The organism is Myxococcus sp. SDU36 (genome assembly GCF_030168875.1).
Classification (GTDB): Bacteria; Myxococcota; Myxococcia; order Myxococcales; family Myxococcaceae; genus Myxococcus; species Myxococcus vastator.
The window spans coordinates 1,483,628-1,496,159 of record NZ_CP077414.1; the positions used below are offsets into that span (position 1 = coordinate 1,483,628).

Annotated in this window: 10 protein-coding genes; 4 read left to right on the forward strand and 6 right to left on the reverse strand. The window is 69.9% G+C overall.

What is annotated here, in order from left to right; genetic code table 11:
• The first annotated feature begins 28 nt into the window (after positions 1–28).
• Both KGD87_RS06225 and thrC read left to right on the forward strand, forming a co-directional pair.
• A complete protein-coding gene (locus KGD87_RS06225; RefSeq protein ID WP_284666569.1) occupies positions 29–595 on the forward strand; it encodes a hypothetical protein in 567 nt (188 codons plus the stop codon).
• Positions 592–1,932, forward strand: a complete 1,341-nt coding sequence (gene thrC, locus KGD87_RS06230; RefSeq protein ID WP_284666570.1) for a threonine synthase — start codon at positions 592–594, stop codon at positions 1,930–1,932. The genes KGD87_RS06225 and thrC overlap by 4 nt, the downstream gene beginning before the upstream one ends.
• Before the next feature lie 31 nt (positions 1,933–1,963).
• Here the strand turns inward: thrC and ribB are convergent, their stop codons facing one another.
• The gene (ribB, locus tag KGD87_RS06235) at positions 1,964–3,115 is read right to left on the reverse strand and encodes a 3,4-dihydroxy-2-butanone-4-phosphate synthase (protein ID WP_350101591.1); all 1,152 of its coding nucleotides are present in this window, start codon (positions 3,113–3,115) and stop codon (positions 1,964–1,966) included.
• A 177-nt stretch (positions 3,116–3,292) separates the two neighbouring features.
• On the opposite strand from ribB, the gene KGD87_RS06240 reads away from it, so the two are divergent.
• Together KGD87_RS06240 and tmk are read left to right on the forward strand one after the other, a co-directional pair.
• A complete protein-coding gene (locus KGD87_RS06240) occupies positions 3,293–3,631 on the forward strand; it encodes a hypothetical protein (protein ID WP_225888999.1) in 339 nt (112 codons plus the stop codon).
• On the forward strand, positions 3,628–4,290 hold the full coding sequence (gene tmk, locus KGD87_RS06245; RefSeq protein WP_284666572.1) for a dTMP kinase: 663 nt from the start codon (positions 3,628–3,630) through the stop codon (positions 4,288–4,290). Before KGD87_RS06240 ends, tmk begins: the two co-directional genes overlap by 4 nt.
• A 40-nt stretch (positions 4,291–4,330) precedes the next feature.
• Here the strand turns inward: tmk and KGD87_RS06250 are convergent, their stop codons facing one another.
• From KGD87_RS06250 to KGD87_RS06270, 5 genes are all read right to left on the reverse strand, one after another.
• A complete protein-coding gene (locus KGD87_RS06250; RefSeq protein WP_284666573.1) occupies positions 4,331–8,332 on the reverse strand; it encodes an IPT/TIG domain-containing protein in 4,002 nt (1,333 codons plus the stop codon).
• Positions 8,333–8,382: 50 nt separating this feature from the next.
• The gene (locus tag KGD87_RS06255) at positions 8,383–9,513 is read right to left on the reverse strand and encodes a peptidoglycan-binding protein (protein ID WP_284666574.1); all 1,131 of its coding nucleotides are present in this window, start codon (positions 9,511–9,513) and stop codon (positions 8,383–8,385) included.
• A 20-nt stretch (positions 9,514–9,533) separates the two neighbouring features.
• On the reverse strand, positions 9,534–9,923 hold the full coding sequence (locus tag KGD87_RS06260; RefSeq protein ID WP_284666575.1) for a hypothetical protein: 390 nt from the start codon (positions 9,921–9,923) through the stop codon (positions 9,534–9,536).
• 53 nt (positions 9,924–9,976) lie between these two features.
• A complete protein-coding gene (locus KGD87_RS06265) occupies positions 9,977–11,284 on the reverse strand; it encodes a glycosyltransferase (protein WP_284666576.1) in 1,308 nt (435 codons plus the stop codon).
• A 91-nt stretch (positions 11,285–11,375) separates the two neighbouring features.
• On the reverse strand, positions 11,376–12,527 hold the full coding sequence (locus tag KGD87_RS06270) for an acyl-CoA dehydrogenase family protein (RefSeq protein WP_284666577.1): 1,152 nt from the start codon (positions 12,525–12,527) through the stop codon (positions 11,376–11,378).
• Positions 12,528–12,532 lie beyond the last annotated feature (5 nt).

Consider the following 12,532-nt stretch of genomic DNA (forward strand, 5'->3'; position numbering starts at 1 on the left):
GGCGGCGGCCCGCTAACGTTCGCACATCATGATTATTTGTCCGCTCTGTGACCACGTTCAGCCCGAAGGGACGGAGTGCGACGTCTGCGGCAAGCGGTTCCCCGCGGCCGTGGCGGAGCCCACGCCTGTCGCGACGCTGCCGGAGCTGGAAGTGACACCGCATGCCGGAGGCCGTGCGCCGGTGGCCACCGCCGTGTTGCCCGACCTGGACGTGACGCGGCTGCGTTCCGGGCCCGATTTGCCGGCGCAGGTGGTCCCGGACCTGCAGCTGACGCGCGCCAGGGACATGGGGGCCGTGCCAGTGACGCCCATGTCCGAGCTGGACACCGGACGTGCCCCGGACGACGGCGTGCGCACCGCCGCGCCGCTGGGCGCAGTCGTCTGCCGTTACTGCCGCAACACCCAGGCGGCGGGGCTGCTCTGCGACCACTGCGGCATGCGGCTGCCTCGGGTGAAGCCCACGGTGGCCGCGGCGCCTGGAAAGTCTCCTGCCGACGACGATGACGGCTGGCGCGCTTGCGTGTCGTGCCATACCCGCGTGCGGCTCGGGAAGAGCTGCCCGGAGTGTGGCACGCGGGCACTGGAGGAGGCATGAGCGAGGGGGCGGCTTCGGAGTTCCGCGCGGAGTACGCGTGCAGTGAGGGCTGTGACTTCCGCGCCTCGCTGATGGACGTGGTGTACCGGTGCCCGCGCTGCGGTGGCCTGCTGGAGGTCGCGCACGACGTGAAGGCCCTGGGCACGGTGTCCGCGGCGGAGTGGAAGCGCCGCTTCGAGACACGCTTCGGCTCCGCGCGCCTGCCGGACGGCTCGGGCGTGTGGGGCAAGCGGGAGTGGGCGTATCCGCAACTGCCAGCGGAGGACATCGTCTCGCTCGGCGAGGGCCGTGTGCCGCTCAAGCCGCTGCCTCGCATGGCGGCGGAGCTGGGGCTGGCCGCGCTGGACTTGAAGGAGTGCGGCGTCTCGCCCACGGGCAGCTTCAAGGACTGGGGGATGACCGTCCTCGTCTCCGCGGTGAAGCACATGCGCGCCCGGGGCGTTCCGCTGCGCGCGGTGGCGTGTGCCTCCACGGGGGACACGTCCGCGGCGCTGTCCGCCTACTGCGCGGCGGCGGGGATTCCGGCGGTGGTGTTCCTGCCCCGCGACAAGGTGTCGCTCGCGCAGCTCGTGCAGCCCATCGCCAATGGGGCGCGGGTGCTGTCGCTGGACACGGACTTCGACGGCTGCATGAAGCTGGTGCAGGCGGTGACGGCGGACACGGGGCTGTACCTGGCCAACTCGATGAACTCGCTGCGCATCGAGGGCCAGAAGATGGTCGCCGTGGAGCTCTGCCAGGACCTGGGCTGGGAGCCGCCGGACTGGGTGGTGATTCCCGGCGGCAACCTGGGCAACGCCAGCGCCCTGGGCAAGGGCTTCGAGCTGATGCTGTCGCTGGGGCTCATCACCCGCCGGCCGCGCATCGCCGTGGCGCAGGCGCAGAAGGCCAACCCGCTGGCGCGCTCGTTCCGGGGCGGCTTCCAGGAGCTGGTGCCCCTGCGGGCCGAGCCCACGCTGGCGTCGGCCATCCAGATTGGCAACCCGGTGTCCTTCAAGCGCGCGGTGAAGGTGCTCAAGGCCTTCGACGGCGTGGTGGAGGACGCCAGCGAGTCCGAGCTGGCCAACGCCGCCGCGCGCGCGGACCGCGAGGGGACCTTCACCTGTCCGCACACGGGCGTGGCGCTGGCGGCGCTGGAGAAGCTGGTGGCGCGTGGCGTGATTGCCCGGGGCTCGCGCGTGGCGGTGGTGTCCACCGCGCACGGCCTGAAGTTCGCTGACTTCAAGGTGGGCTACCACCGCGGCGCGCTGGCGGAGGTGATGAGCCAGTTCGCCAACCCGCCAGTGGAGCTGCCCGCGACGCTGGACGCGGTGAAGGGCGCGCTGGCGGACCTGGGTTGACGCAGTCCCGGTCCGCCCGGCGAGGGGCGCGTCAGTCCGGCTGGAGCGGGACGCGCTTGTCGATGGTGAGGCCGAAGCCCGCGAGCCCGCGGTAGGTGAAGTCCGAGTTGGTCATCACCTGGAGCGTGCGGATGCCCAGGTCGGTGAGAATCTGGCAGCCCATGCCCAGGTCGCGCGAGTCCTGGGGGCCGCGCGTGGGGCCGGTGCTGCCGTCGGTGTTGCGCTTGTGGTGGATGCCGAAGTCATCCCCGTGCATGCCGGGCAGGTACACCAGCACGCCGGCGCCCTCGCGGGCGATGCGCGCCAGCGCCTGGTCCAGCAGCACGTTGCAGTTGCACGACGGGGAGCCGAACACGTCGCCCAGGGCGCAGGCGGCGTGCAGGCGCACCAGGGCGCTGGGCCGCGACGCCGGGTCGCCCTTCACCAGGACGAGGGACTTCACGCCGTCGGGCAGCCACGAATAGGTGAGGGCGGTGAACTCGCCGTAGCGGGTGTTGACGGTCTGCTGGCCGGGCTCGCGGCGCACCAGCCGGTCCTTGCGGCGGCGGTACTCGATGAGGTCCGCGATGGTGATGAGCGACAGCTTGTGCTCGCGGGCGAAGCGCTTGAGGTCCGGCATCCGCATCATCGTGCCGTCGTCCTTCACCAACTCGCAGAGGATGCCGGAGGCGGACAGGCCGGCGAGGCGGGACAGGTCCACGGTGGCCTCCGTGTGGCCGGCCCGGCGGAGGACGCCGCCCTCGCGGTAGCGGAGCGGGAAGATGTGCCCGGGGCGCAGGAAGTCGTCGGCCTTGCTGGTGGGGTCCACCAGGGCGCGGATGGTCTTCGCGCGGTCCGCCGCGGACACGCCCGTGTGGGTGCCGTGGCGGTAGTCCACGGAGACGGTGAAGGCGGTGCGGTGGGATTCGGTGTTGTCCGACACCATCTGCGGGAGGTGGAGCGCGTCCAGCCGCTCCGCCAGCATGGGCATGCAGACGATGCCGCTGGTGTGGCGCACCATGAAGGCCAGGTGCTCGGGCGTCACCTTCTCCGCGGCCATGATGAGGTCGCCCTCGTTCTCACGGTCCTCGTCGTCGGCGACGATGACGAACTTGCCCTCCTGGATGTCACGGATGGCGTCGTCAATGGAGGAGATCTCGCTGTCGTGACTCATGGAGGTTTCGGTCCGGGCGGAGGGCTGCATGAGTCGCGCATGTAGCGTGGGCGAGGGTGGCTCGCAAGCCAACCCGTCGCAGGGCGCATGTGGGGATGATGGCGGGGATGAGGTGGGCAGGGGGCCGTTGGAGGGCCTACGGCCGGCCGGTGGGTAGGCACCGACTCGACGCGACCGTCACAGTGATGTAGGGTATTTGGCGCCGTGATGACTTCCAATACCCAGGAACTCCGGGCTCGGCTCGACCAGCTCCAAGCCAGCCTTTCCACCCGCGAGAGCACGACGCGCTTCGCCCGAGCGGGGGTGTCCACCGTCATTGCCCTCCTGGTGGGTGGGGCGTCGGGCAAGCTCTTCTACGATTCTCTTCGCACGCCGCTGCTGGCGTGGGCGGCGGCCCTGGTGTCCGTGTCGCTGCTCGTCTACGCCTTCATCAGCTACCGCTCGGGCCGGAAGGTCCTGGTGGACGAGCTGAAGCAATACGAGTCGATGCTGGCCCTGCGCAGCGAGCTGCGGCTGGACGACCCCTCGGCGTTGCTGCCCCGGTGAGCGCCGCACGGAAGAAGGCCGCCGCGCGCCGTCCAGGGCGTTTCATCGTCCTGGAGGGGCTGGATGGGGCTGGCACCACGACGCAGGTGGAGCGGCTCGCCGCGGCCCTGCGCGCGGAGGGGCACTCGGTGTTGACGACGCGGGAGCCGTCCGACGGCCCCGTGGGGACGCTGATTCGCCAGGCGCTCACGGGCCGGTTGGGGCTGCCGGGTGGGGCGGGCCCGCTGGCGCCGGAGACGCTGGCGTTGCTGTTCGCCGCGGACCGGACGGACCACCTCACGGCCCGGGTGCTGCCGGCGCTGGCGGCGGGGCAGCTCGTCCTGTGTGACCGGTATGTCCTGTCGTCGCTGGCCTACCAGGGCGCGTCGCTGCCCATGGAGTGGGTGGAGGCGGTGAATGCCTGCGCGGTGTCTCCGGACCTGACGCTGTTCGTCGGCGTGGCGCCGGAGGTGGCGGCCCGGCGGCGCAAGGCGCGCGGCGGGGCGGCGGAGCTGTTCGAGGCGGACGAGGCGCAGCGGCGGATTGCCAGGCAGTACGTGGCCGCCATCCGCCGCCGGGAGCCGCACGAGCGCATCGTCCACATCGACGGCGAGCAGGGCATCGAGGCCGTGACGACCGCGTCGCTGGTGGAGATTCGCAAGCTGCTGAAGCGCAAGTGACGGCGCGCGAACCTCCGGAGGCCTGGCGGGCCGTCCTGCTTCAGGTCCACGTGAAGTTCGGCCCGTCGTTGGCGACGACGGGCATGGCTCTCCCCATGTCGAGCCCCGGCGTCAGGTGGTGGAAGAGCGGGAGCAAGGCATAGGCGGCGCCGCCGTAGTGCACTCCGTGCACCGTTAAATGGTTGAGGTTGTAGGCCGCCGCCGCCTCGATGGTCGTGGAGTCGACAGGGTATCCCGGGTTGTAGTGGTGGAGCAGGTTCGTCAGCGCCCCCTGCGCGACAGGGGGTGAGTCGACGAAGGCGGCGATCTCCCCGTCGTACTGCATGCTGCGGAAGGACCAGTTGGCGGTGCCACACACCAGCCAGCGGTCATCGAAGACGGCGACCTTGGAGTGCACATAGACGTTGCCCGCGCCAGCCGCGTTGAAGCAGGAGTAGAAGTGGAGATCCCCATCCACCGTGGTGATCTTGTGAAGGGGCACCGTCGTGATGGCGTCGGCCAGGGTCGGCTGGAACTGGATGCAATCGTTTTCGAGCCACCGGTTCCTCAGTCCAGGTGTCGGGCTGTTGGTGTCGAAGCTGTCCACGACGTTCCAGGTGGCACACGTCGTGCGGTCGATTTGTCGGGCAGTGCCCGCGTCATCGAGATAGCTGACCATCCGGCAGTAGGGCGTCCCATCGGGCCTCCGGAAGCGCAGCACCATGTGCAGCCAGGCCCGGCGAGTCATGTACGCCATGGTGCCGCCCTGCATGGGCACGACGATGACGACCCTCAGCTCGTGACCCGCGAGTCTCCGCGCCTCATGGCGTCGGTAGACGGCCTGGAGCAGGTCGGGGTCCGCGAAGTGGTAGTTCTCGAAGTAGAGGTAGTCGTCCGCCGCGTTGATTCGCTCGATGACCGCGTCTCGGATGTGGCGGTAGCGCGTCGTGCCCACGGAGCGCGTGAGCGCGATGCTCACGCTGCGGTTGTCAGGGTGGCGCGCCTGCCGGGTGGTGTTCTCGTGGATGCTGACGGCCTGCTGCTTCACGGTCGTGCTGGACCAGTAGGCGTAGTTGCGCGCCACGACGTCGCCGCCGCTCCCAAAGGCATTCCACACCCATTGGGTGGCCACGTCGTTGGTCCGTCTCCAGCGCCGCATCCACTCCGCTTCGACGTCATCGGTCACCGGGCCGCAGAGGCGCACGGCGGTGTCGTGCCAGGTCTGGTTCCCGTTGTGGTCGTGGGGCGCGAAGTAGTGGTTGGAGAGGTTGAGCCCGCCGACCAGGGCCGTGCGCTGCCCCGCGATGGAGACAATCGCGATTTTCTGATGGTTCGCCGCGCCGACGATGTCCCCCTCGTAGTGCTCCAGGAACATTCGCGCGCGTCCCACCTGGGGGCCCGTGGCGATGGCGTCGGTGTCGATGCGCCGGATGGCTTCGGCGAAGGACTCGTTTGCCTTCGCGACGTCGTCCGCCATGCTGTTGAACTGCCGCTCATGCTTCGGGGCATGCCAGGCGATGACGTCGACGTCGTGACCCGCCCGCACGAGCTTCTCGATGTACGTCAGCAAGCGATGGGGGGGCTGCTCGAAGCAGGTTGCGTCGCCCACCGTCACCGAGGGCTCAATCATCCAGAAGGCCAGGCGGACATACGTGTTCGGGTCCGGCGGCGCCTGCCGGACCTGCTCCAGCAGCAACCGGAGCTCGTGGAAGTACGCCTCCCCGTCCAGGATGAACACCACCTCGTTGTCGCCCGACTCGGTGGGCGTGGTCACGTAGGTGAAGGCGTTGTTCAAGGCCGCGGAGCGGGGCTCGCCGGGGTTCTGCACGGAGAGGTTGACCGCGCCCGGTGCGTGTTCCGGGAGCCGGACCTCCAGGTGCTGGGCATCGACGAACGTCACCCCGGTGAGCTCGGTGTTGCCCAGGAAGACCCGCGCGCCCGCGGTGAAGTTCTGCCCGGTGATCGTGACCCACCGGCCACCGACAGGGCCTCGCGCCGGAGCCACCGAGACGAGCCGCGCCGCGTCCCGGTAGGTGTAGAGCCCGGCACCGATGACCGCCGCGGCGCCTGGGTTCGTGACAGCGACATCCGAGGCGACCCGCAGCCCTCCCATGCCTGGAGGTGGACCGAAAGGGGTCCTCGCGGTGATGGTGGTCGGCGACACCACCTGGACGTGGGTCGCGGGCTGCCCCGCGACCGTCACGGTCGCGCCTTCCTGGAAGTGGTCGCCCGTGAGGGTGATGGGGGTGCCGCCATCGAGCAGTCCTTGGACGGGCTCGACGGCGTGGATGACCGCGAGCCCTTGATAGACGAAGCCACCGGCGACCCGGTTCACCACCGCGTTGTGGCGCACGACGATGTCGACCGGCCCGATAGCGGCGCTCACCGGCGTGGTGGCCGCCAGCTCCTGCGCTGAGCGGCGGTCGAGCGCCGCGGCGGCGAGCGCTCCAAACTCCACCGTCGTCCCATCGGCGAAAGGGCCTCCGCGAAGGACCACCACGCTCCCTCCCGCGAGGGGGCCGGCGGCGGGCTCGATGGAGGTGACGGGCGAATAGGAGAAGCCGTCCGCGAGCGTGAGCGCGCCCCCGGGGTTGTGCACCTCGAGGTCCACCGTCCCCTCGGCATGCGCGGGGGTGGTGGCGGCGAGCTCGTTGGCCGAATGCCAGACCACCCCCGTCGCGGGGACGCCTCCCAGGGTGACGGTCGCGGCCGGGTCGAAGCCGCTCCCCCGGATGACAAGGGCCGTTCCTCCCGCGACAGGGCCCCGGCTCGGCTCCACGGCGCTGACGTCCGAGTAGGTGAAGGCGTTGGCGAGCGTGACCCAGGCGCCGCCCGCATTCTGGACTTCGACATCCACCGTCCCCGCCGCGTGCGCGGGCGCGGTGGCCGTGAGGGTGGTTGCGGAGACCCTGACGACATTCGTGGCCGCGACCCCTCCGATGCGGACGTTCACCTCCGCGGCGAAGTGGTCGCCCGTGAGCGTGACGGCTGTTCCACCGGCCGTCCCGCCTCGCGGGGGTTGGACCCCAGCGGTCACCGGGGCGCCAATGGACTTGAAGCGCCGGGGCAGGGTCACCGCGGCTTCGCCCGGGTTCTGGACGACGACGTCATGCTCGCCCGCTGGAAGGGCGGGTGCCGTCGCGGTGAGCGTGTTCGCGTCGCCCCAGATTGTGGGCACGGCGTTGACTCCGCCGATGGTCACGACGGCGCCGTTGGCGAACCGCTGGCCTTGGACCGTCACGACCGTGCCACCGGCCGCCGGTCCCAGCACGGGCGTGATGGCGGTCAGCGCCGCGCCAACGTACGTCAGTCCCCCCGCCAGCGTGCCGACGGGTGCGGCCCCGACGGTGACGACCACGTCCACTGCCCCGGCGGCATGCGCGGGCGTGCGCGCGGTGATTCGCGTGTCGGACTGAACGACGACGTGGGTCGCGGGAGCTCCGCCGATGGTGACGGCCGCACCCGCGCCGAAGTACTGCCCCTGGAGGGTGATGTCCGTCCCACCGGCCAGCGGCACCTCGCGCGGACTGGCCCCCGTGGTCGCCGGGCCACTGAAACGAAAGCCATTGCCGCAGCGCCCCCCCGCGGTGCGCGCCGCGCTGGTCCAGACGTCCACGGGTACCGCACCCACGGCGTTGGGAGGCGTCTGGCAGGTCAGCTCGGTGGTGGAGATGATGTTGACGGCGGCCGCGGCAGCGCCGTTGAAGTCGACCACCATGCCGGCGATGAAGCCCCGGCCGGTGACGGTCACCTGGGTGCCGCCCACGATTGAACCCGCGTCGGGGCTGCACTTGCTCACGAGCGCGTAGTATTCGAAGAGGGTGCCCCACGGGGCCGACGTGCCGTCGGGGTTCGTCGCCGTGACGGTGACCTGACCTGCCCGCTCCCGCTTGGGCGTGCGCACCCTTATCTGGGTGGGCGGCGCGACCTGGAGGACGGTGGCGCTGGTGCCTCCAAAGGTGACCGTGGCCCCCGCCTGGATTTGCGTCCCGGTGAGGATGACCTCAACGCCTCCGTCCACGGAGCAGCGGTCGACGTTGAGATGGGTGATGGTGATGGGCACGCTGGTTCCCCCGGGCCATGCGTGCACGGCCCATGCTCGCCGCGCCGTTGCTAGGCGAGGTGTTTTTCTTCAATGGCCGCGCGGGTGCTTGCGTCCGGCTCGCCGGTCACCGTGAGCTTTTCATCACGCTGAAAGTCCCGCAGCGCGCGGCGAGTCAAGGCGCCCAGCTTCCCCTCATCCTTATCGCAGGGATAGCCCAGGTTGGTCAGGCGCCCCTGCACTCCGGAGAGGGTGTCGAGCGGGTCGAGGTGCGCCGCGCGGAAGACAAACGTCTCCCGTTCGAGCTCCTGCCCCAGGGTGACTCGGACCTCGGAGGTGGTCGCTGACACGGACTCATGCACGAAGCCGTCTCCATCCGTCTTCCCCGTGCGCTCCTCGGTGCCATTCGGGCCGTCAATGGCAATCAGATAGGACGCTCCGCCTCGGGGCCGGTCCTGCCGGTCCAGGAAGCGGATGCGCAGCGCCTCGGCCGCATCCTTGCGGCGGATGCGATAGGCGTTCGCGGGCGCCACGTCCCGCAGCGCGAGCCGGCGCGGAGGGAGGATGACGGTGTCCCCCGGCAGGAGGATGTTCTTGTTCTTCCGCCGGCGCTTGAGGTCGCGGTTGTCCGGCAGGTCCCAGACGGTGTCCGCGTGGAGTCCATGCTGGTGGGCGAGCGTCGAAAGGCACTCGCCTTGCTGGATGACGTGGGCGGTGGGGCCCGTCTGCGCCGCGGGGCGCGGCGCCGTCCAGGCTGCTTCGTCGCGGCAGGCGGCCCGCTCCGCTGACAGGGGCTCACTGCCGATGAGCTCCCAGCGGTCCTGGTCCAGGTCGGGGAGGCCGAGCTGATACGTCCCCGGCGCGAGGCCCTGGAAGCGCAGCGTCCCCTCCGCATCGGTCCTGGCGGACAGGGCTTCGGTGGGGCTCTTGCGCAGCTCGATGAGGATGTCGTCGAGCGGCTTCCCCTCCATGTCGACGACCGTGGCCTCCAGGGTCTGCAGCGCCGCTTTCATGCAGGGCAGGATGACGTCGCCCCCGGCGGAGATGGAGGTGGCGGCGGCCTTCGCGGCCTTCAGTTGGGTGAGCTTCGCCGCGCTCGAGTCCTGGGGGCTGGGAGGAGTCTGTCTCGGGCCACAGTTGCTGAAGTAGGCCCGCTCCGGGTCGAAGACCGACGAGGGCTTGAAGACGATGTCATGCGCCATGGGGGGCTCCCTCCGCCGCGTTACGCTTCGATTCCGAATGCCGCGCGTGCCTTCGCGTTGCGCGCGGACATCTCCAGCCGCCGCTGGAAGCGGGTCTCGACCCTGTTCATCCGCTCATCGGGCTCAAAGGTCGTGTCGGAGAGGGCCTCCGCCACCCAGGGCTCGTCCAGGTCGAAGGCCCAGCCAAAGAGGGCCGCGAGCCCGACGAACCGCGTCTGCAGCTCACCACGGGCGAGCCCGTAGCCGCGGGCGCGGGTCAGCCCCATCCGGAGCTCCTGTCGCAGCGAGTCCCCGGAGAGGTCCTTGACCTCATCCGGAAAGTGGGTGCGCAGGTGCACCACCAGCTCTTCGATGAAGTTCGTCTCCCTGACGTCGCGCAGTGCTTCAACCTGTGCGTCACGGATGCGCACTTCACCCTCCCGGAATTGCGTGAATTGAACGCTAACTGACAGTGAAGCCGAGTTCAAGCACGGTACGGGTTGACCGCCGACGAGCCGACCGGAGGGCACGCGCCCGCATCGCGGTGGTTCCACCTCGCGTGCTCCTGCTCGATGAGCTGCACGGCGCGCGCGGTTCCATCTTCTGCTCGGATGCGTTCGCCCAGCGCCGCCGCATGGGCCAGCACCGTTGGGGAGAGTGCCGTGCGGATGGCCTCCGCCAGACGTTCGGCGGTGAGCGACTTCTGTGGCACCGGCGAGGGCCCGACGCCCGCGCGTTGAACCAGGTGCCCCCAGAATGGCTGGTCGCCCAGGAAGGGGCTGATGACAGTGGGCTTGCCCGCGCGCAAGCCCGCCATGGTGGAGCCGGCCCCTCCGTGATGAACCACCGCGCTCATTCGAGGGAACAGCCAATCATGCGGCGCGGCCTCGAGCCTGAAGACGTTCGGCGGCAGCGCGCCCGTCTTCAAGCCTCCCCAGCCCGTGGCCAGCACCGCGCGCTCGCCAGTCAACGCCAGGGCCTTCAGGACGGTGGCGCCACGCGCTTCAGCGTGCGCCGCGCCCATGCTGCCGAAGCCGACGTACACGGGACGTGGCCCTGCATTGAGGAACGCGTGTAGCGCTGGGGGCGGTGTCCAGCCATCCGCCTCGTCGAGGAACCAGCAGCCCGTCACCTGAACGTGGGAGGGCCAGTCCGCGGGACGCGGCAGCAGTTGCTCGCTGTACGCGTACAGCGCCGGCACCGCGGAGCCATCGGCCTTCTTCATCGAGTCGGCGAAGCGTGAGCGCGGCGCGAGGCCCAGGGTCTTCACCCGGAAGTCGTTGGTCGCGCCGGCCCAGACCGCGTTGGCCAACGTGATGAGCCGGTAGCTGAGCGCGTTGAGCCAACCGCCGAGTCGAAAGCTTGGGAGCATCGGCACTGGAAATTCGCGCGTCGGCGTCAGCGGCAGCGGCATCGCCAGCAGCTCGGCTGCCCCGAGCTTCTCCGCGATGTGGTGACTGCCGAGCGCCTTGGAGTGGTACACGAGCACGTCCGGCTTGAGCTCCTGCGCCGCGCGCCACTCGTCCTCCAGGCCCGCCCGGATGATGGCACCGAACCCCTTGAAGAGCCGCCGCTGCTCGGCGCGCGTGGGGGCGCGAAGGACCGCCTCCGTCAGCTCCAGCACCGCATTGTCCATGTGCGCGTACGGAACGCCGTGGCGCTCCACCATGCCGCGGAATCCGGTGGGCGTGCAGAGCGCGACGACATGACCACGCGCCATCAGGGCCTTGGCGAGTGCGACGAAGGGTTGAACATCACCTCGGGTACCGTAGGTGGAGATGAGGACGCGCATCGAGACTCCCCTCTGGAGTTGACACTACTGCATCAGGGGGAGGCCGGAGGCGCAATGGGCGACGACCCGGTGGGCGTTCGAAGGGGCGGGCTCAGCTCGCCTCACGCATCATGTTGCGCGCGATGACGAGCTGCTGAATCTGACTGGTGCCCTCGTAGAGCCGGAACAGGCGGACGTCGCGGTAGAACCGCTCGATGCCATAGTCCGCGATGTACCCGGCGCCACCGAAAATCTGCACCGCCCGGTCCGCCACCCGCCCCACCATCTCACTGGCGAACAGCTTGCAACAGGAGGCCTCGGTGCTGATGTTCTCTCCCTGGTCCCTGCGCCCGGCGGCGTCCAGCACCATGCAGCGCGCGGCGTACGCTTCCATGCGGCTGTCCGCGAGCATGGCCTGGATGAGTTGGAACTCCGCGATGGGCTTGCCGAACTGCTGGCGCTCCATGGCGTAGCGCAGGCTCTCCCGGATGAGCCGCTCGGCGATGCCTACGCACACCGCCGCGATGTGCAGCCGCCCCCGGTCCAGCACCTTCATCGCCGTCTTGAAGCCCTGGCCCTCCTGGCCACCCAGCAACTGCGAGCCCGGAACCCGGCAGTCCTCGAACAGGACGTCCGCGGTGTGGGTGCCTTGCTGGCCCATCTTCTTGTCCGCGGGGCCGATGTGCAGCCCCGGCGTGCCCGCCTCCACCAGGAAGGCGGAGATGCCGCTGGCGCCCGTGTCCTCCACGTCCGTGCGCGCCATCACCGTGAACAAGCCGGCCTCCGGCGCGTTGGTGATGAAGCGCTTGGTGCCGTTGAGCACGTAGTGGTCGTCCTGGCGGCGCGCCGTCGTGCGCAGCGACGACGCGTCCGAGCCCGCGTTGGGCTCCGTCAGCGCGAACGCGCCGACGATTTCTCCCGACGCCAGCCGGGGCAGGTACTTGCGCTTCTGCTCCTCGGTGCCATCCAGGATGATGCCCTGCGAACCGATGCCGTTGTTGGTGCCGATGAGCGAGCGGAAGGCCGGCGACGTCTGCCCGAGCACGAAGGCCACCTGGACCTCCTGGCTCATGCTCAGGCCGATGCCGCCGTACTCCACGGGGGTGGACAGGCCGAACAGGCCCAGCTCCCGCATCTCCCCGACGATGTCCGAGGGAATGGCGTCCTCGTCCGCGACCCGGCGCTCGTTGGGCATGAGCCGCTCCTTCACGAAGCGCTCGAGCATGGACAGCAGTTGAGCAAGTGTTTCGTCCTCACGAGCCATGGAAG

Excerpts from the sequence above, each read along its gene's own strand:
- thrC (WP_284666570.1), top strand. The coding sequence starts at position 592 with ATGAGCGAGGGGGCGGCTTCGGAGTTCCGCGCGGAGTACGCGTGCAGT.
- KGD87_RS06265 (WP_284666576.1), bottom strand. The coding sequence starts at position 11,284 with ATGCGCGTCCTCATCTCCACCTACGGTACCCGAGGTGATGTTCAACCC.
- KGD87_RS06240 (WP_225888999.1), top strand. The coding sequence starts at position 3,293 with ATGACTTCCAATACCCAGGAACTCCGGGCTCGGCTCGACCAGCTCCAA.
- KGD87_RS06225 (WP_284666569.1), top strand. The coding sequence starts at position 29 with ATGATTATTTGTCCGCTCTGTGACCACGTTCAGCCCGAAGGGACGGAG.
- KGD87_RS06255 (WP_284666574.1), bottom strand. The coding sequence starts at position 9,513 with ATGGCGCATGACATCGTCTTCAAGCCCTCGTCGGTCTTCGACCCGGAG.
- KGD87_RS06270 (WP_284666577.1), bottom strand. The coding sequence starts at position 12,527 with ATGGCTCGTGAGGACGAAACACTTGCTCAACTGCTGTCCATGCTCGAG.
- ribB (WP_350101591.1), bottom strand. The coding sequence starts at position 3,115 with ATGCAGCCCTCCGCCCGGACCGAAACCTCCATGAGTCACGACAGCGAG.